Annotated in this window: 17 protein-coding genes; 8 read left to right on the top strand and 9 right to left on the bottom strand. The window is 55.9% G+C overall.

The annotated features are described in order from the left end of the window. The first annotated feature begins 84 nt into the window (after positions 1–84). The 3 genes from CIK74_RS09220 to CIK74_RS09210 all read left to right on the top strand — a co-directional run bounded on the left by CIK74_RS09220 (position 85) and on the right by CIK74_RS09210 (position 3167). Positions 85–1002: a GDSL-type esterase/lipase family protein gene (locus tag CIK74_RS09220; RefSeq protein ID WP_096255788.1), complete on the top strand. Its 918-nt coding sequence runs from the start codon at positions 85–87 to the stop codon at positions 1000–1002. 211 nt (positions 1003–1213) lie between these two features. Then, complete coding sequence (locus tag CIK74_RS09215; RefSeq protein WP_096255787.1) at positions 1214–1705, top strand: universal stress protein; 492 nt, start codon at positions 1214–1216, stop codon at positions 1703–1705. Positions 1706–1766: 61 nt separating this feature from the next. Further along, positions 1767–3167 (top strand): mycothione reductase, encoded by a 1401-nt coding sequence (locus CIK74_RS09210; protein WP_096255785.1) that lies wholly within the window; start codon positions 1767–1769, stop codon positions 3165–3167. On the opposite strand, the gene CIK74_RS09205 is transcribed toward CIK74_RS09210, so the two are convergent. Further along, positions 3164–3487, bottom strand: coding sequence for a CHY zinc finger protein (locus CIK74_RS09205; RefSeq protein WP_096255783.1), 324 nt, complete (start codon positions 3485–3487; stop codon positions 3164–3166). The two genes, CIK74_RS09210 and CIK74_RS09205, sit on opposite strands and share 4 nt — an antisense overlap. Positions 3488–4038: 551 nt before the next feature. Between CIK74_RS09205 and CIK74_RS09200 the strand changes: the two genes are divergently transcribed. Beyond that, complete coding sequence (locus CIK74_RS09200) at positions 4039–5406, top strand: MFS transporter (protein WP_275542572.1); 1368 nt, start codon at positions 4039–4041, stop codon at positions 5404–5406. 288 nt (positions 5407–5694) lie between these two features. Here the strand turns inward: CIK74_RS09200 and nhaA are convergent, their stop codons facing one another. The 3 genes from nhaA to CIK74_RS09190 all read right to left on the bottom strand — a co-directional run bounded on the left by nhaA (position 5695) and on the right by CIK74_RS09190 (position 7726). Then, a complete protein-coding gene (nhaA, locus tag CIK74_RS09195; protein ID WP_096255781.1) occupies positions 5695–6972 on the bottom strand; it encodes a Na+/H+ antiporter NhaA in 1278 nt (425 codons plus the stop codon). 82 nt (positions 6973–7054) lie between these two features. Then, complete coding sequence (locus CIK74_RS18750; protein WP_170947804.1) at positions 7055–7216, bottom strand: hypothetical protein; 162 nt, start codon at positions 7214–7216, stop codon at positions 7055–7057. Positions 7217–7333: 117 nt separating this feature from the next. Continuing rightward, positions 7334–7726, bottom strand: a complete 393-nt coding sequence (locus CIK74_RS09190) for a MerR family transcriptional regulator (protein WP_096255779.1) — start codon at positions 7724–7726, stop codon at positions 7334–7336. Positions 7727–7910: 184 nt separating this feature from the next. Between CIK74_RS09190 and CIK74_RS09185 the strand changes: the two genes are divergently transcribed. Further along, positions 7911–9431 carry a SulP family inorganic anion transporter gene (locus CIK74_RS09185; protein WP_240520506.1) on the top strand — a complete coding sequence of 507 codons (1521 nt, stop codon included), beginning with the start codon at positions 7911–7913 and terminating at the stop codon, positions 9429–9431. A gap of 65 nt (positions 9432–9496) precedes the next feature. Here CIK74_RS09185 and pstS read toward each other — a convergent pair whose 3' ends face one another. The 4 genes from pstS to arsB form a co-directional block, all read right to left on the bottom strand. Beyond that, positions 9497–10645: a phosphate ABC transporter substrate-binding protein PstS gene (pstS, locus tag CIK74_RS09180; RefSeq protein WP_096255775.1), complete on the bottom strand. Its 1149-nt coding sequence runs from the start codon at positions 10643–10645 to the stop codon at positions 9497–9499. 93 nt (positions 10646–10738) lie between these two features. Then, positions 10739–12151: an FAD-dependent oxidoreductase gene (locus CIK74_RS09175; protein WP_096255773.1), complete on the bottom strand. Its 1413-nt coding sequence runs from the start codon at positions 12149–12151 to the stop codon at positions 10739–10741. 21 nt (positions 12152–12172) lie between these two features. After that, entirely contained in the window at positions 12173–12586 is a 414-nt protein-coding gene (locus CIK74_RS09170; protein WP_096255771.1) for an arsenate reductase ArsC, read from the bottom strand. 10 nt (positions 12587–12596) lie between these two features. Next, on the bottom strand, positions 12597–13649 hold the full coding sequence (gene arsB, locus CIK74_RS09165; RefSeq protein ID WP_256382724.1) for an ACR3 family arsenite efflux transporter: 1053 nt from the start codon (positions 13647–13649) through the stop codon (positions 12597–12599). Between the two features lie 142 nt (positions 13650–13791). Between arsB and CIK74_RS09160 the strand changes: the two genes are divergently transcribed. Further along, a complete protein-coding gene (locus CIK74_RS09160) occupies positions 13792–14163 on the top strand; it encodes a metalloregulator ArsR/SmtB family transcription factor (RefSeq protein ID WP_096255768.1) in 372 nt (123 codons plus the stop codon). Between the two features lie 240 nt (positions 14164–14403). After that, positions 14404–15972, top strand: coding sequence for an HNH endonuclease signature motif containing protein (locus CIK74_RS09155; RefSeq protein WP_096255767.1), 1569 nt, complete (start codon positions 14404–14406; stop codon positions 15970–15972). Positions 15973–16326: 354 nt separating this feature from the next. Here the strand turns inward: CIK74_RS09155 and CIK74_RS09150 are convergent, their stop codons facing one another. Next, the gene (locus CIK74_RS09150; RefSeq protein WP_096255765.1) at positions 16327–17241 is read right to left on the bottom strand and encodes a LysR family transcriptional regulator; all 915 of its coding nucleotides are present in this window, start codon (positions 17239–17241) and stop codon (positions 16327–16329) included. Positions 17242–17393: 152 nt separating this feature from the next. Here CIK74_RS09150 and mmsB point away from each other — a divergent pair, with 152 nt between their 5' ends. Continuing rightward, entirely contained in the window at positions 17394–18329 is a 936-nt protein-coding gene (gene mmsB / locus CIK74_RS09145; protein ID WP_096255763.1) for a 3-hydroxyisobutyrate dehydrogenase, read from the top strand.

The following is an 18329-nucleotide window of genomic DNA, read 5'->3' as shown; positions in this document are numbered from 1 at the left end:
TAATCCTATGATGGTGGCCCGGCAGTACGGGCAATTTGCGCGGTGTTCCAGACACAGCGCACGCTGTAAACAGGGGACAATCCAATGAACGGCATCAAGAAGTCCAGATTATTGACGCTTATCACCGCCGGCATCGCCAGTGCCGGCCTTCTGTTGGCAGGCATGGCACCGGCCACGGCACTTGCACCAACCACGCGAAGCAATAGTACCGTGGTGATCAACTACGTAAATTTGGGTGATTCGTATTCTGCCGGCTTTGGCTCGGGATCTATTAAGCCCGGTCCCTTCGACGGTTGTCTGCAAACCACCGGCCCGTCACACGTAACCAATATCGATCAGTTACCTGGCGTCAAACTCACCGCCGATGCGGCCTGCACAGGCTTTAACACTGCACAGATTGCTCAGGTCGCGGCCGGGGTAGCTCCACAACTGGCGGAAGCAGATCTGGTTACCCTCACCTTGGGTGGAAATAATTTGCAGTGGGGTGAAACCGTCGCAGCCTGTGCCAGTGGGAGCACCGCAGAGAAATGCCAGGGGATGCTGAAACTCGGCTACGCGTCCATGCCGGCACTGCGTGCGGATGTGCGATCCACACTCAAACAGATCGATGCGGCCACCGGCGCAAAGATCCTCGTGCTGGGCTATCCGCGGTTGTTCACCAGTTCTCACGGCGACCAGCCATTGATCACGGCCAAGAACGCACGGGCACTGAATAAGTTAGGGGACACGCTTAATCGAACTATCAAGGCTGCCACCAAAGGCACGGATAGCTCCTTCGTTTCGGTGACCGGAGCGTTTATGAACCATGGGGTGGGTGCCACCCAATCCTGGATCAGTTTTAATCTGGCTAACCTTGAAGACCCGTTCAACTTGCACCCAACCACCACCGGTTATCTCAACGGGTACTACCCAGCGGTCAAGCGCCACATTAACCTGAAAAAATTGGCGCATCACGACCGGTATCAGCACAAGCATTCACACTCGCGGCATCATCACGGCTAACTTCGAGCGCGAGCATGTTTGGGTTCCGGATAACTTGCGGGACCCCAACAGCGTGCCTTCCAGCCGGTTTAGCCTAGGCCAGTAAGGGAGCTCAAGACGTTTCTAGAATGTTGCAGACAACGCAGAAACTCCCTGTCATAATGGGTTTAACGGCGAAAGTAAGTCGTGAGTGAAGCCGAAGATCAACTCGGCCTGATCAGTGGGAGTACAGATGACCGAGCGTATTTTTCTCGTTGGTGTTGAGCCTGGACAGTCGCCTTCGGTGCTGGAAGCCGTCATTGGACTGGCTGCGCCTACTGACACAAAAATCATGTGCATCTACGTAGATTCCGGACGTTTTGTCACCGAGCGGCTACCCACCGGAGAAATCATCGCCGACACCACTTTCGACGGCGAAGAACAGATCCCACAGGATTTCTCTCCAGATCTGGCTGCACAACTCACCGCGTCCTTCGAAGGCCACAACGTGCGCTGGGAAGCTCGCAGCGTCGCTGGAGATCCTGCCAAGGCATTGGCTCGTGTTGCCGAGCAGCTCGACGCCCAGCTAATCGCCATTGGCACCCGGCGACCGGGGATACGTAGCCGCATGGAAGAGCTCATGGACGGGTCAATCGCGGTCGCGCTGAGCCACAAACAAAGCCGTCCGGTCCTGGTAGTGCCGCAAAGTCCGCAACTATCTGATATCCCGGCCGAAGCGAAGTAACCTAGCTTCGCTTCGAGGCGAAAACTCGGTCCAGCCTCTCGCGCTGAATTACGATGAGTCCATGACTTCGCACAACGTAGATCTCGCTATTATTGGCTCGGGTTCGGGCAACTCGCTAATTACCAATTACTGGGATGACAAGAAGGTGGCTATCGCCGAAGGCTCAACCTTCGGCGGGACCTGCCTGAACGTTGGGTGTATCCCGACGAAGATGTTTGTTCGCCCGGCCCATCTGGCGCGCGGTGTGGAGGAGGCTGCACGTCTCGGCGTGAAAATGTCGGTAGAGAATGTTGACTGGCCAGCCATGCGTGATCGAATCTTTGGCCGAATTGACGCGATCTCCTCCGGCGGTGAGGACTACCGCGAACGGTTAGAAAACGTCGAACTCATCTCCCAGTACGTCACCTTAGGGCAAGACAATACGCTGACCGCTCAGGATGGCACGACGATCTCCGCCAAACAGCTCGTCATTGCCGCCGGCTCCCGCCCCAGCATGCCCAATATCGAAGGTATCGAACTTGACGCGGTGCACACCTCCGATAGCGTCATGCGTCTGGACAAACTGCCAGAGTCTTTGGTGATTATCGGTGGCGGTTACATTGCTTGCGAGTTTGCCGCCATGTTCTCCGGACTCGGCACCAAGGTCACCCAGCTGGTGCGCTCCGGAGCGTTGATGCGCCAGCTAGACACCGAAATTTCCGACGCCTACAACAAGGAAGCCGCCGCTCACTGGACGGTTCGTTATCACACCGAGGCGAAGGCTCTTCGTCAGGCAGATTCCGGTCTGGATGTGGTTTTGGGAGATGAAACATTGAGCGCCGACGCGGTACTGGTCGCTATTGGGCGAATCCCTAACACCGACAAAATTGGTGCCGAAAAAGCCGGGCTGGACCTCCACCAAGACGGGCGACTCAAAGTCGACGAATACCAGCGGGTGCTACGCGCAGGTAAACCCGTCACCGGTCTCTACGCACTCGGTGACATTAGCTCCGCGGCGCAGCTGAAGCATGTGGCCAACTACGAGGCACGCCTGGTTGCCTACAACCTAGAACACCCAGAATCCTTGCGTAAAAACTCGAACAGAGCGGTACCGGCTGCGGTGTTCACTCACCCGGAGATCGCAATCATTGGGCTCACCGAAGAGGAAGCACGTGAACAGCTTGGCGCGGAAAACCTCACGGTGAAGACGCAGAAGTTCGGAGATACTGCCTACGGTTGGGCAATGGAAGAACAGACCGGATTGTTCAAGGTGTTGGCTGACAAGCGCACCGGCAAGCTGGTCGGTGCCCACGCGATGGGCCCGGAATCTTCAAACCTGATCCAGCCGGTCATCATGGCGATGAATCTGGATATTGATGCACATACCGCGGCCACCGGTCAGTACTGGATTCACCCGGCGCTGATGGAAGTCGTGGAGAACGCGCTCCTCGGATTGGACGTCCCGGACTCCGGCTTGCTTTAGACCTCGAAATACAGCTGAAGATGCAACTTGCACCCGGGATTAAATAGCGCATCACAGGCTGGGCAAGTGTTCGTCTTGAGGTATTCGTTGACGCTTAGTTGAAGGGAGCAGACCCCGCAGAGTACTGCGGGGTCTGTGAACCTCTCAACAGGCCAAAGCACTACCGGATGCCCGGCAGTTTCTTCATGGCAGAGGTGGCATGGGTAGTACTTACCGCAGCAGTAATGCTTGATCGCAATGACGTCGATGTCCTGGTGGTAGTGCGCGCACCGAGTCTGCAAATCGACGTTAACCCCATAAACCTCAGGTTTTTCACTCATGAGTTCTCCTATTCCTACACCGAGACTACTGGCCGGTGAAGGCCCTGAGTCAAATATGTGCGTTGGCATTGGCCCACAGCTCTTCAACTGAGCTCGCCTCTTAGTCCACACTTTAGATTGTCTCGACGGAATCCAAATGTTCGTTTTTAGACGCACCAGGTGATTCCCAAAGTGCGTGATCTGTCGATGTGTAGTGGGTGTACCTTCAATCTGCGCAGCTCTTTGCGTTCAGAAGATCTTGAATAGATGTCGGCTTAAGATTGCGCACCGCGGGTGAGTCTCGCCGTTTCGCTGATTTGGTCAATCATGACCATAGTCGGGTGGCCCTCTAACTCTGCATCACTGCACAACCGTTTGAGCATTTTATGGAGTACAGCGAATTCTTCGGTAACAACCTGACGCACACTGTGCGCTGGTGCACCCTCGATGTGCGAAAGAGGTTACTGGTTTACGACGTTTTTACCTACCATCACACTGTGACCTAGGACATACTCATTCTTAGTCATCACTGGTGGGTCCGGGTTCGGACCCTCACGCTGGAAGGAAAACCATTGGTATCCGAAACCTCAACCAAGGCCGAACGCAAAGGCTTACGCCGGGTCGTCTCCGCCTCCATGGCCGGCACCGTCGTGGAATGGTACGAATTTTTCCTCTACGCCACCGCCGCCACATTGGTCTTTAACAAGATCTTCTTTCCCGACGCGGGCAACGAGCTAGACAACATCATCAAAGCCTTCCTGACTTACGCGGTCGGCTTCATCGCCCGCCCTATTGGCGGCATCGTCTTCGGCCACTTTGGTGATAAATACGGTCGCAAGCACCTGCTGCAAATCGCCATCATACTGGTCGGTGCCACCACCTTCCTCATGGGTTGCCTCCCAACTTTCGACGCCATTGGCTATGCGGCCCCGATCCTGCTGATCGTCTTGCGCTTCCTGCAAGGCTTCGCCGTCGGTGGCGAATGGGGTGGAGCGGTGTTGCTCGTCGCCGAACACGCACCAAATAAGGAACGCGGATTCTGGGCCTCCTGGCCACAGGCTGCGGTGCCTATCGGTAACCTGTTGGCCACCATAGTGTTGCTTGTGCTCTCATCAACTCTGAGTGAAGAAGCGTTCTTGGCTTGGGGCTGGCGCGTAGGTTTCTGGCTTTCGGTGGTCATCGTGATCGTCGGCTACTACATCCGCACCCGAGTTTCAGATGCCCCGATCTTCCAGGAAGCCAAAGCAGAACTGGAAGAAAACGCGGCAGCCGGTTACGGCGTCAAGGAAGTCTTCAAGCGTTACCCACGAGGCGTATTCACCGCCATGGGACTGCGTTTTGGTGAGAACATCATGTACTACATGGTCGTCACCTTCTCGATTACCTATATGGCCACACAGCTGAAAATGGACACCTCAGAGATTCTTGGGTTGATGTTGCTGGCACATATATTCCACGCAATCATCGTTCCTTTGGTCGGACGAATGACCGATACCCGCGGACGCCGCCCGGTCTACGCGACCGGAGTGATCTTGATGGCCGTCTGGGGAGTTATCGCTTTCCCACTATTCAACACATCCAATGACTTCATTATCTTGCTGACTATCACCGGTGGCTTGGCGGTGCATGCATTGATGTATGCCGGGCAGCCTGCCATTATGGCCGAAATGTTCCCCACTCGGATGCGCTACTCGGGTGTCTCACTGGGTTACCAGGTCACCTCGATCGTGGCAGGTTCGATGGCTCCGATCATCGCGACCTTCCTACTGAAGGTTTACGGATCCTGGGTTCCCGTCGCCGGCTACATCGTGTTTGCCGCGATAGTCACGATGGTGGCGGTGTACTTCATGAAGGAAACCAAGGGCGTCAGCCTTGCCGACATCGATGAGCAGGACCGAATCCAGACCGGGCTTCTCAAGGAAGCAGCCAAGGTCAAGTAACTAGCAGCATGAGCAAAAGGTCGGTCCCTCGGGACCGACCTTTTGCCTTATGGTTTATCTCGCTGGCATTGCTGGTTTCTCAATCGCCTACCTTATGAAATGTTGGCGCTTTAAGCGGTCTCAACAAGGACTCTCCAGAAGTGATACCGCTGGCCGGAAAATAGCAGTGATTTCCGGGCTAGGGGCTCCTCCGTAATCGTGAATACCTTTGTGTGAAAGACCCACGCAAAGATGCAAGATGACTTGGCGCCAACGGCGACTCACGATCTGGTACGCGAAAGAAATAGGCTATTTCATGTCGGCCTGTAGTGCACGGTATGTGCGATTGCGCGCGCCAAGAATAAGTGCTCCGATGATTGCTGCCAGCAGCGAGCCGCACAGCACACCGACCTTCACATATTGCGCTTCCTCGCCTTGCGCGCCGAAGGCTAGTTCTCCGACCAGTAGTGAAACGGTGAAACCGATACCGGCGATAAATGACATACCAAGCAAGTCGATCCACTTAATGCTGCGGTCTAACTCGATACCGGGAAGCTTGGTGACCAAGAAGGTCGCGGTGGTGATGCCTATAGATTTGCCGAGGATCAGGCCCGCGATGATGCCTAGTGCAACGGGGCTGAGCAAGGATTCGCGCAGTCCCGCAAAGCCTCCGATAGCAACGCCGGCGGCGAAGAAAGCGAAAATTGGGATGGCGATGATCGAGGAGGCAATGCTCCAACGGTCAGCAAAATGAGCTGCTAGTCCTTCGTAGATTGGTTCCCCGTCTTTGTTCTTTCCAACGTTGACTCGTGCACGCTTAGAAGCGATAACGGGCACCATGAAGCCCAAAAGCACTCCGGCAACGGTGGCATGGATACCGGAAGCATGAACTAACGCCCACACGCTCACTCCCAGAGGTATGAGGATCCACCACGCACGGACTCCGCGCTGCACGGCAATAGTAAAGAGTGCTAGCGGAAGTAGTGCAATGAGCAGTGGGAGCCACGCCAGATCATCGGTGTAGAAGATGGCGATGATAGAAATGGCGAGTAGATCATCTACTACCGCCAGAGTCAGTAAGAAGGTGCGCAGGGCCGGGGGTAGGAATTTTCCGACCACCGCAATCACTGCTACGGCGAAGGCGATATCGGTAGCCGCCGGAATCGCCCATCCATTGATTGCGCTACTGCCGGAAGTGGTGATGACGAGGGTGTAAAACACTGCGGGTAGCGCGACGCCACCAACGGCAGCGGCGATGGGGACAAGCGCGGTGCGCGGGTTGCGTAGTTTGCCAACTACGAACTCCTCTTTAAGCTCCAGGCCCACCACAAAGAAGAAGATGGCTAGCAGGCCGTCGGCGGCCCAAGCTCCGACGGAAAGATTCAAGTGCAGTGATTCGGGACCAAAAGTGAAATCTCTCAGATTCTCATACCAGGGTGCGGCCGGAGAATTGGCGAGAATCAGTGCAGCAATTGTCGCGCAAAGCAACAACAGGCCACCCATGGAATCTTGTTTGAGCGTCTGATTGATTCCGCGCCAGATGGCATGCGGTGCTTGACGGGTTGCGTCAGAAGATGGGTGCGGCAAAGTAAGGTGTCCTTCTTAGAGAAAGGGAAAATGGCGTGAAGGCGCGCGAAAGGTACTTATTAAAAGTGTGTGGGGCGCGCGATTAGTAGCGCGGTGGTGGGCAGCCAGCGATTTCGCCGTGCGCGTTCGTTCCCCAGGAACTCATCCACCCGTTGGTGCCACTGGCACGCTTGGTCAGCAGTTTCCCCTTAGGGAAAACGGCAGCGGTCAAGCGCTGCACATGCGTGATAACCGAGTAGGACATACTTCAACTCTATAGTGTCGGGCCACTGGGCGCTAATGTGGTTTTTGTCCGCTACTTCCTGCTAGCGGTAGCTAGACAAAGTCCCCGAAATGGTCCGAATGTGCGAGCAATGCTCACTCATTTGGTATGCAGGTCAGCGATGAATGATTCGGCTCGTTCAAGATTTAGTGCCAATTTATTGCGCTTGGTGATGGCTCGTTCGGTGTATTCGTCGAGCTTAACACGTGCGGTTTTGTTGCCCGGTTCAGCGTCCAAAATGTCTACTGTGTCTAGCAGTTCGCCCATCTCTTCCAAGGTGAAACCCAGTGGCTTCATAGAACGGATGACCAGCATGCGCTGTAAATCTGATTCGGTATATAAGCGAAATCCGCCCTCGCTACGGGTACTGGCCGGCAGGAGTCCCACCTCGTCGTAGTGACGGATCGTGCGGTGTGAGAGTCCCGTGGCTTCGACCATATCGCCAATATGTAGGGTGCTCTTGTTGGTGGCTGTTGGTTCGGGTTCATTCATGGGATCCTCCGTGATCGTCAATTACAACCCTACCCTCACGTTAGGTTAGAGTTGTACTAGATTTTGCAAGCCCTACCGAAGAGGTAGCCCTTGACTCCTGCTGAGCGCAACGACGCGCTACCAAGAATTCTATGCAATCCCAAGGGCTTATGCCCTAAATCCATCAATGAATGGAGTCTCATTCGTGAGCACACAAGCACCCGCAGAACACCAAGCTCTCACACCCGTGGAGCGGCAATCGGTGCTACGCACCCTGAAGTCCCCGCGCCTACTTAAAACCGAAGTACTCGCCGGACTGGTCGTCGCGCTGGCTCTCATTCCAGAGGCCATCGCCTTCTCCATCATCGCCGGTGTTGACCCACGCATTGGTCTCTTTGCGTCCTTTACCATGGCGGTCTCAATCGCCTTCCTCGGCGGACGTCCCGCCATGATTTCCGCCGCTACCGGTGCCATCGCCCTAGTGATCGCACCGTTGGTGGAAAGCCACGGCATTGACTACTTCATTGCCGCAGTAATTATGGCCGGCATTTTCCAGGTTCTTCTTGCGGTCTTAGGAGTTGCCAAACTGATGCGGTTCATTCCGCGTCAGGTGATGGTTGGCTTCGTCAACGCGCTGGCGATCCTGATTTTCATGTCCCAGGTCCCAGAACTACTCGGTGTCCCTTGGCTGGTCTACCCACTGACCGCGTTGGGACTTTTGATCGTCTTCGGCCTACCGAAACTGACTACCGCGATCCCAGCTCCGCTGGTTGCCATCGTCGTCTTGACCCTCATTACCGTTTTTGCGTCCCTGGCTGTTCCCACGGTAGGGGACCAGGGTGACCTACCTGAATCACTGCCAGCGCTGTTCTTCCCGGATTTTCCGTTGAACCTTGAAACGCTCCAGATCCTTTTCCCCTACGCCCTAGCCATGGCCTTCGTGGGACTTCTTGAATCACTGATGACTGCCAAGCTGGTAGATGATGTCACCGACACGCACTCGAACAAGACCCGCGAATCTTGGGGTCAGGGTGCCGCAAATATTATTACCGGCTTCTTTGGCGGCATGGGTGGTTGCGCGATGATCGGGCAAACCATGATCAACGTGAAAGCTTCCGGCGCGCGTACACGAATTTCCACCTTCCTGGCCGGTGTCTTCCTGCTCATCTTGGTGGTCGTCTTAGGCGATATTGTTGCGCTGATCCCGATGGCCGCTCTGGTTGCTGTGATGATCTTTGTATCGATTGCAACCTTCGACTGGCACAGTATCAAGCCCTCCACTCTGCGCATGATGCCTAAGAGCGAAACCACCGTCATGCTGGTGACCGTGATCTTCACCGTTGCCACCCACAACCTCGCAATCGGCGTCGGTGCCGGTGTACTGACCGCGATGAGCCTCTTCGCAAACCGTGTGGCACATTTCGTGACGGTGACCCGCACGATGGAAGAACATTTTGATCAGGAAATTGCGAAGTATGTGGTCGACGGCGAGCTGTTCTTTGCTTCGTCCAATGACTTGTACATGCAGTTCAACTACGCTGAAGATCCTGAAAACGTCGTCATTGATATGCATCAATCACACCTGTGGGATGCCTCGACCATAGCGGCTTTAGATTCCATTACGGACAAGTACGAGAAGTATGGGAAAAATGTGGAAGTTTCGGGTCTGAACCTGGCCAGTACCAATATGCGTGAACGCATGCGTGGAAAGCTCGGCGGTCACTAAGCGAAATGGAATAAAAAGGTGGCGACGGAATCAAACCCGTCGCCACCTTTTGAATAAGAAATCTTCTAGTTTGCCCCGAGCACGTCAATCGAGTCGATCGCGGCGTTTGCATCCTTAGCTAAACGTTCTGGCATCGGTGCACTCTTTGCGGAATCCGCGGCGATCTTTTGGCCTTCATCGCTCACTACGTAGTGCCCGAAGGTTTTGATCAGCTCAATGGTCTGCGGATCCTCGTATGAACTGCAGAACAGCAAGTAGGAGACCAATACCAGCGGATATGCGCCGGGAGCAGTGGTCTTACGGTCTAGCTCAAGGGCAATATCATGGGCATCTCGGCCTTCGACGCGTTTAGATTCTGCGACGGCGAGGGCAGCTGCCTCTCCACTAACCTCGACAAATTCGTCACCAACCTTGAGGTTCACCTTGCCCAAGGTTGCGTCAACGAGCGAATCATCGGCGTACGCGATGGTGCCTTCGGTGCGCGCCACGGTGGTCACCACACCGGCGTTACCCTGCGCTTTTTCCAAGGAAATATTGTTGGGCCAGCTACCATCGGGCTCGTACTTCCATACCTCAGGCGCGGCGCTATGCAGGTATTCGGTGAAGTTTTCGGTGGTACCTGAATCATCGGAGCGTGCCACTACCGTCATAGGGATATCGGGAAGTTCCACCTCTGGGTTGAGCTTGGCGATCGCGGGATCTTGCCAAGAGCGGATGTCCCGGTTGAAGATCCCGGCGATGGTATCCGCGTCAAGGTTCAATTCGTGGATACCTGGCAGGTTGAACGTGACGGCGATCGGGGAAATGTAGGCGGGGATGTTGATGGCGCCGCCCGGTCCACAAGTCTGTTGGGACCGCTGGACTTCTTCGTCTTTGAGGTACGCATCTGAGCCGGCGAATTCTGTTGCCGAGGCCAGCAGGCCTTCACGTCCGGCGCCGGAGCCGACCGAGGCATACTGCACCTGTACTTTAGGATGCAAGACAGAGAAGCCGGTAGTCCACGCGTTCATGGCGGCGTTTTGTGCGGTGGAGCCACCACCGGTCAAGGTGCCACGCAAGTCGGAGGTATTTGCCTTGGCGGCCTCCTTTTGAGCCTCACCGAGCGGATAATCGGAGCCGCACCCGGTAAGCAACACGGTGATTCCAAGTCCGAGTGCCACGATGGAACGCGGGGATCGAAGAGCGAAACGTCGAGGTGGATTAGCTGGGCGCATCAGGGCTCCTGAGGTGCTGGGAGAGTCAGGGAGGGGAAGGGATTTAGCAGTGGTGTCACGGCAGTTGCGAACAGCCACCGTGACACCGGAGAGTTATTTTTCTGCTAGTTCGACATTGCCATGCAAAGTGCCAGTTGCAAAACCGATGGTCAGCGGTTCCGCCGGTCCGCAGCATGAATCGGCAGCAGGTGCCGGTTCGCTGCCGCAGGAACTTGCTACCGCTGGCGCGTCGCAGGAGCCGCCTAAATCGGTAGAGCACACTCCAGTTTCTGGGAGGTCCAATTCAACTCTGCGGGCAGCCTCGTGATCTCCGGATAGGTGAGCGGCGATGGAGCGAACCTGCTCGTAACCGGTGGCCATCAGGAAGGTGGGTGCGCGTCCGTAGCTTTTCATGCCAACGATGTAGAAGTTCTTTTCCGGGTGGGAAAGTTCCTTCTCACCGTGCGCGCTGACCGTGCCGCAGCTGTGGAATTCTGGATCGATCAAAGGACCCAATGCGCTGGGTGCTTCAACGGTCTGGTCAAGATCCAAGCGCAGTTCCGAGAGCATGGTCAGATCGGGGCGGAATCCGGTGGCCGGGACGATGCGGTCCACTTCCAGCACCCGGCCGTCAGCTAGATTCACGCTCAACTTCTCGCCGACCGTCAGGGAACCAACTGACACGTTTTCTACTAGGCTGACGTGCTCATTTTCTACCAGTCGGCGTAGCGAAGTGCCCAGCTGCCCGCGTGCGGGAAGCTCATCTGCTGCCCCTCCGCCGTAAAGTCGAATCGGGTTTGCCTGGCCGCGCAGCCCCCACAGCACCTTGGTGTCAGGGCGTTCTTTCTGTAAACGGCCCAGCGAGATGATGGTGTTCGCCGCCGAGTGACCGGCGCCAAGTACCAGGATGGTTTTGCCAGCAAAATCTTCGCTGTCTGCACCCAATGGATCTGGCAATGGGGAAGTGATGAAGCCTGCGGCGTGGGCTTCGGACTCGCCAATTGCCTCGATACCGGAACGTCCTACCGGGTTTGGCTGGTTCCAGGTGCCGGTGGCATCAATGACCGCGCGCGCCTGCAGATCTACAGCGCCCTGTGCTGTTTCGGTGCGGATCAAGAACAATGACTCATCGCGGTCTGCGGTGCGGGCCTTATCAACGCCTCGACCATCCTGATGCAAGCGACTGATCTTGGTCACTCGGTGACCGTATATGATCTGTGAGATCAGTTTGGGGTGGCTTGCCAGCGGTTCGAGGTATTGCTCCAGAAATTCAGCGCCGGTAGGCAACTTGGTTTCCCGTGGGGCTACCCAGTCGCCGGTATTTTCCAGCAAGCGTCGTGCGGCGGCATCGATGTTGAAGCGCCAGGGGGAAAACAACTTAATGTGCTTCCACTGTTTTATGGTGGCGCCAACGCTCGCCCCTGCTTCGAGAACTAGAACTTCTTGGTCCTGTTCAATGAGGTGTGCGGCGGCTGCCAGCCCGGTTGGTCCGGCGCCAATGACAACTACGGGATAATTCTCGGTCATTTTGGTTCCTAAAAGATGCATTTACGCGGTGGGTAGAAGCTCCGCAATGAGCGTCTCGATACGGGCACGAATGTCATCGCGGATCGGGCGAACAGCATCAACACCCTGGCCCGCTGGGTCATCAAGTTTCCAATCTTCATAACGCTTGCCGGGGAAGATCGGACAGGTGTCGCCGCAACCCATGGTGATGACGACGTCGGAGTCTTTGACGACCTCGGTGGTTAGGATCTTCGGGGTTTCGGTGGACATGTCGATGCCCAGCTCATTCATTGCCTCCACCGCGGCAGGGTTGACCGTGTTGGCCGGCTGCGAGCCTGCTGAGCGGACCTCAATACGACCTTCAGAGAGGTGGGAGAGGAACGCTGCGGCCATCTGTGAACGGCCGGCATTGTGGACACAAACGAAGAGTACTGAAGGCTTTTCAACGCTGCTCATGAATAATCTCCTAGGAAGAAATAGTTGTCGAAGCCGTGGGGAAGAATTTTCTGGCCCACAACGCTACGTAGACCAGAGCAATGAGGATTGGTACCTCAATCAGCGGTCCGACCACCCCGGCGAGAGCCTGGCCACTGGTCGCTCCGAAGGTGGCGATAGCCACGGCGATGGCTAGCTCAAAGTTATTGCCAGCTGCGGTGAACGCCAGCGTGGTGGTGCGTGGGTAGCCGAGCTTTAGCGCGTGTCCGATAAGCATTCCGGCACCGAAGACTACGACGAAGTAGATCAGCAGTGGAATCGCCATTCGCACCACGTCCAGTGGCTTGGAGATGATGTTGTCGCCTTGCAATGCGAAGAGCAACACAATGGTGAAAAGCAGTCCGTACAGAGCCCACGGTCCGATTTTTGGCAAGAATTTATTTTCATACCAGTCGCGTCCCTTGACCTTTTCACCGAAGGTTCGCGTGAGGAATCCGGCGAGTAGCGGAATGCCAAGGAAGACTAACACCGAGAGCGTGATCGCGGCGATGGAGAATTCTGCGCTGGTAGTTTCCAGACCGAGCCAGGAAGGAAGCAACTGTAGGTAGAACCAGCCCAGGGCGCCGAAAGCGACCACTTGGAAGACGGAGTTGATAGCGACCAATACCGCAGCAGCTTCACGGTCGCCGCATGCCAGATCGTTCCAGATGAAGACCATGGCAATACAACGAGCAAGGCCTACGATGATCAGACCGGTGCGGTACTCGGGAAGGTCTGCGAGGAACACCCAGGCCAAGACGAACATGAACGCCGGAGCCAAAAGCCAATTGATCACCAATGAAGTGATCATAAGTTTCTTATCGGCTAAAACTCGGCCAGTTTCGTTGTAACGGACCTTAGCGAGGACCGGATACATCATCACCAGCAGGCCGATAGCGATCGGCACCGAAACCCCGGCGATGGTGAATCGATCTAAGAGCGCGCCCAGTTGTGGGAAGATACGTCCTAATCCTAGACCGACGCCCATTGCTAGCAGAATCCACAGCGCGAGATATCGGTCCAGGAAAGAAAGTTTTACAGACACGGGGGCCGTATCAGGCGCGGTCGTAGGTGTCACGCAGGCATCGCTCCAAAAGTAGACATCGACGAGCGTCGATGTCTCGAGTATGGTTGTCTATATCGACGTTTGTCAATCTCTGTAAAGAGTGTAGAAAAGGGCCGTCCAAATGAGCGCAATCACCACAGATACTGTTGAGTTGGGTCTACAGATAACCGATGAGACGTGCTGTGTTCCAGCTTCTGGTGACAAGGTCTTGCAGTTCGCGGAAGCCGAGCTGCTTGCCGCGCGTTTTAAAGCCCTGAGTGATCCCAACCGACTGCGTATTCTCTCCATCGTGTCGTCAAGCGAAGAGTTGGAAACCTGCGTCTGTGACTTATCTGAGCCGCTTGGGTTGAAGCAGCCCACGGTCTCCCACCATTTGAAGATCCTGGTTGATGCGGGCATCCTGCACCGCGAAAAGCGTGGTGTGTGGGCATACTTTTCTGTAGTTCCCGGGGCCTTAGAATCCTTGGCCTCAAGCTTATTGCCGAAGAACTAAGCGTCGGCCCAGGTCTTGGCGAGTGACGCAATTTTTCAGTCACTTACGAAGAGGCAGCATGAAAATGCTCAGGCCGGAGTCTCTTCAAAGACGATTGTTGTCCTTAGTGCCGAGCTAAGTTTATTGTTCTAGTATTGGCCCAAAAGTAGAGCAATCCAAGAGCGCAGAAATTATCTTCTGAGTAGTCCACAGCCCGTGAAAACCCCACCAAAATTTCGGTACCACGCGGGAAAATAGACTATGAGCATCCAGCATGCATTCACCAACGACGACGACGAACACCGTCTACCGCTGAACCCGCCAGGAACCAGGAAAATCTCCCACCTCGACGGGCCATTAGCTTGCGCGATTGAACACGAAAACGAATTCGCTCAAGTCCTGGAACTCGCCTCCACCCTCTACCACGGACCCCCACGCACCGACCCCGCCCAAGGACTCACCGAGCTGAAAGCCATCGCCTACCTACGCCGTGCCCTCGACGCAGCAGAAGCCGTGATCCTCACCGACAGCATCGAACTCGTCGCCCAATCAACGGCCGAATACGCTGCCGACACCGCCAGCACCGCCCCACAAGGCGAAACTGAGAAGCAACGCGACCAACGCATCAGCGCCCACTACTACGGAGTGGACCCAGCCAGCGAGCAGATCATCACCTCCAGCTTCGTTGCTGAAGCGGCCGTCGCTTTACGAGAAACAGTCGAGAAAACACGGGCGAAACTGTTCACTGCCAAAGGGCTACGCTACCTATGCCCTGAAACGCTGAACGCGTTATCGCGCGGGCTGATCACCACTAAAGCCGCCCAAGAGTTGGTGAAGCAAACACAAGACCTGACGCCAGAGGATATCCGCCGGATGGAGCACTCACTATTGCCGGTCGCAAAGACCGCCAGTGATGCCAGTTTCAGTCAGCGTGCCCGCCGGTTGCACCGCAAATTGGATCCCGTCTCGGCTGCTGATCGTCACGAATCCGCGAAGGACGGACGGTGTGTGACGCTGTGGGATGAACCTGACGGGATGGCCGCGTTGAAACTTTACGCGCCAGCACAGGACGTGTACTCGATTTATAACACGGTGAAAGCTTTCGCCCAGCAAGACGTAGATCCAGACGATACCCGGACCCAAGCTCAGCATCACGCCGATATTCTGCGTGACGCTCTCTTAGATGGGTGGCCCGCTACCGGGGGAACACCGTTGAAGCCACGGGTAGTGGTGACCATCCCAGCAGTGGAAGCACTTGTTAATCCTCGCCGGGGGTTAGCTGAGCTTGAAGGGTACGGCCCCATCCCGATGGGAGTCGCCTTGACTCTGGCTCAGGAGGCCCCGTCAATGCTTCGGGTGCTCACTGATCCGTGGACCGGGGCAGCTATTGATGTGGGACGTAAAAGGTATCGCCCGTCGGTGGCGTTGAAGGATTTGTTGTTGGTCCGTGACCGGTGTTGTCGTTTTCCTGGGTGCCGGCGTACCGCGCAGAGTTGCGAGGTGGATCATATTGAGGGGTGGGCTCAAGGTGGGCATACTAGTGGCGCTAATTCGCAGTTACTGTGTAAGCGGCATCAGATGTTTAAGCATGCGTTGGGGTGGCAGTCGATTAGTCGCCCTGATGGGTCGGTCAGTTGGCGGACCCCGCATGGGCTGAACTATGTGTCGGTGCCTGGTGGGGTGGAGAACGTCTCTGGTTTTGAGCATATTCATGATCGGACGCCGGTGTTGGAAGTGGGCCTGACTGATCAGGTGCGTAGGGTGTTGGGGTGGGCTGATCCACCAGATCCGCCAGATCCGCCTGATCGGCCTGATCAGTTAGCCAGCTAGAAGCTGGCTTTCCTTGAAGCATCGTTGAGTGACTGAAATTTTCATTCACTACCGCACGATCACATCACCTATTGAGAGATTCGTTCTCACCCCCTTTTTCGTTTCAGTGGATTGTGTCCGCTGAATCGGGGTGGTGTCTGGTTCCTTTGATGATATTTGCTGGTTCTATAGATGTCCGGCGATTAGGTGCACAGTACGAATCTAGGACGTTGCTAGTCACTGACTCAAATTTTCAGTCAACCCTACGTCTGCCGGGAAACAGGTTTCCCACTGGAAGATCGGTCCCATGAAAGTTCCTAAGCCGGTAGCTCAGGCTGACTATTTGGCAGTGATGTCTCAAACCGATGAAGGGTATTAGTAGGGAGAAAATGGTGGGATGAACCAGTCACCATTAGCCGCAGCGTCGTTCAGCGCACGCACGGTTTCTTGCACCGCCTTATTGCGTAGCGCTTCTTCACGGCCAACCAACCAATATTCGGAGTGGTAACTAAACTCGTCGTGAAGTACCGGAACCATATTGGCGTAATGCTTGGACAAAAATACTGGCAGCAAACCGATCCCTGCATGGTTCATGGTCGCCGCATATTGCACAGCAATGCTCGTTGAGGAGATTGCGCGACGCATCGGAGGTAAGGCACTGGTGGCCTCATCAAGTTTGTCCACGGTCAGTGCAGTATCAATGTAGTAATTCAGGCTGTGATTCGACAGTTCCGACAGCTGTTTCGGGGTGCCATGAGCTTTAACATATTCAGCGGTGGCGTAGAGCCGTAACTCGTAGTCCAGTAGCTTGGTCGAGGCGGCTTTGCGCACGCTCGGCTCACCGATGACAATCTCCAAATCCATACCGGTCCGGGTTTGCCTCGCACGGGTCGTTTCCGAAACGATCTCAAAGACCAACTGCGGGTGGCGTTGCTGGAGTTTAGCCAGGGCAGGAGCAGCCAAGTGGGCGCTGAAAGCATCCGGTGCAGCAACTCTCACATGGCCACTGAGCGCATCGGGGTCTTCTTCGGTGCCAATGGCAGCCACCGCTTGCTCGATGGCTTCGGCGCTGGTCATTGCCCGCCTCCCCAGATCGGTCAGTTCCCACCCGTTGGGGGAGCGCGTGAGTAGGTGCCCGCCCATCGCCTTTTGTAACGCATCGATGCGCCGGGAGATTGTTGAGTGATTCACCCCGAGTACAGTGGCTGCTGCGGTGTACCGGCCAAGCCGTGCCACGGTCAATAGAGCAATCAAGGATTCAAGGTGGCGGTAATCGATCTGGCGGTCCATGGCTCTTAGTCTGGCAAGCCTATTGTGCGCTAGCGCACAATAGGCTTGCGATATTGGCGTGCCGTCTCTCATTGAGTCTTCGCTCTCCTCCCGTTTACGCTGGCCTGACAAGGACTTAAACCTAAGCACAAGAAAAGACGCGGGGTAGGGCGATGAGCACGTATGCATGGATTGGGCTAGGGAACATGGGCGGGCCGATGACCGCGAACCTGGTAAACGCCGGGCATACGGTGCGCGGTTACGACCTGAATCCACAGGCCTGCACCGCTGCTGCCGAGACTGGGGTGCAGATCAGCGACTCGATTGCGCACGCGATGGCCGGGGCAGATGCGGTCTTCACGATGTTGCCCAAGGGTGAGCACGTACGTGCGGTTTATGAAGCGCAAGACGGAGTATGGGCCAACGCGACGGCGCAGATGTTGCTCCTGGATTCATCCACCGTGGACATCGAATCTTCGCGAACGCTGCATGACGAGGCGACCGCGCGCGGGCTGAGTTTTGTGGATGCCCCGGTCTCCGGGGGAATTTCCGGAGCCGCTGACGCCACGCTCGCCTTTATGCTTGGCGGGGCACCGGAACTCATGGAACGCGCGCAAGAACTGATCTCCCCAATGTCAGGAAAGATCATTGTTGCTGGTGGTCCCACCAGTGGTATCGCGGCAAAGATTTGTAATAACATGATGCTTTTCATCGACCTGATGGCCAGCGCCGAAGGATCTCAACTGGCTGACAAGCTCGGGTTGGATCCGAAGGTGTTCTGGGAGATTGCCTCGGTCTCTTCCGGGCGTTCCTGGGCTCAACAGACCTGGTATCCGGTACCAGATGTCATCGCTACGGCCGCGGCAAATAACAACTTTGAAGCAACCTTCCGAGTAGATCTAGCGCGCAAAGACGTGGGGCTTGCACTCGATGCGGGTGTCATGACCGGGCTAGATCTGCCGGCGGCGGCTCTTGCGAGCGAACACTTTGACCGGCTCATTGATGAAGGGCTGGGCGATAAGGACTGCTCGTTGATCGTGAAGAACCTGGTGCCCGACGGCAAGGTGCGCGGTTACACCCCGACGAATACTGTCCCGGCCGGAAAATAA

Source organism: Glutamicibacter sp. BW77 (assembly GCF_002332285.1).
Classification (GTDB): Bacteria; Actinomycetota; Actinomycetes; order Actinomycetales; family Micrococcaceae; genus Glutamicibacter; species Glutamicibacter bergerei.
The sequence above is the reverse complement of the archived record's forward strand: the minus strand, read 5'-3'. Positions and strand labels throughout refer to the sequence as shown.

Bases quoted from the DNA above. Each gene is read 5' to 3' on its own strand.
- CIK74_RS09215 (WP_096255787.1), top strand. From the start codon at position 1,214: ATGACCGAGCGTATTTTTCTCGTTGGTGTTGAGCCTGGACAGTCGCCT.
- CIK74_RS09175 (WP_096255773.1), bottom strand. From the start codon at position 12,151: ATGACCGAGAATTATCCCGTAGTTGTCATTGGCGCCGGACCAACCGGG.
- CIK74_RS09205 (WP_096255783.1), bottom strand. From the start codon at position 3,487: ATGAGTGAAAAACCTGAGGTTTATGGGGTTAACGTCGATTTGCAGACT.
- CIK74_RS18750 (WP_170947804.1), bottom strand. From the start codon at position 7,216: ATGTCCTACTCGGTTATCACGCATGTGCAGCGCTTGACCGCTGCCGTT.
- mmsB (WP_096255763.1), top strand. From the start codon at position 17,394: ATGAGCACGTATGCATGGATTGGGCTAGGGAACATGGGCGGGCCGATG.
- pstS (WP_096255775.1), bottom strand. From the start codon at position 10,645: ATGCGCCCAGCTAATCCACCTCGACGTTTCGCTCTTCGATCCCCGCGT.
- CIK74_RS09160 (WP_096255768.1), top strand. From the start codon at position 13,792: ATGAGCGCAATCACCACAGATACTGTTGAGTTGGGTCTACAGATAACC.
- CIK74_RS09170 (WP_096255771.1), bottom strand. From the start codon at position 12,586: ATGAGCAGCGTTGAAAAGCCTTCAGTACTCTTCGTTTGTGTCCACAAT.
- CIK74_RS09155 (WP_096255767.1), top strand. From the start codon at position 14,404: ATGAGCATCCAGCATGCATTCACCAACGACGACGACGAACACCGTCTA.
- CIK74_RS09150 (WP_096255765.1), bottom strand. From the start codon at position 17,241: ATGGACCGCCAGATCGATTACCGCCACCTTGAATCCTTGATTGCTCTA.
- CIK74_RS09220 (WP_096255788.1), top strand. From the start codon at position 85: ATGAACGGCATCAAGAAGTCCAGATTATTGACGCTTATCACCGCCGGC.
- CIK74_RS09190 (WP_096255779.1), bottom strand. From the start codon at position 7,726: ATGAATGAACCCGAACCAACAGCCACCAACAAGAGCACCCTACATATT.
- CIK74_RS09210 (WP_096255785.1), top strand. From the start codon at position 1,767: ATGACTTCGCACAACGTAGATCTCGCTATTATTGGCTCGGGTTCGGGC.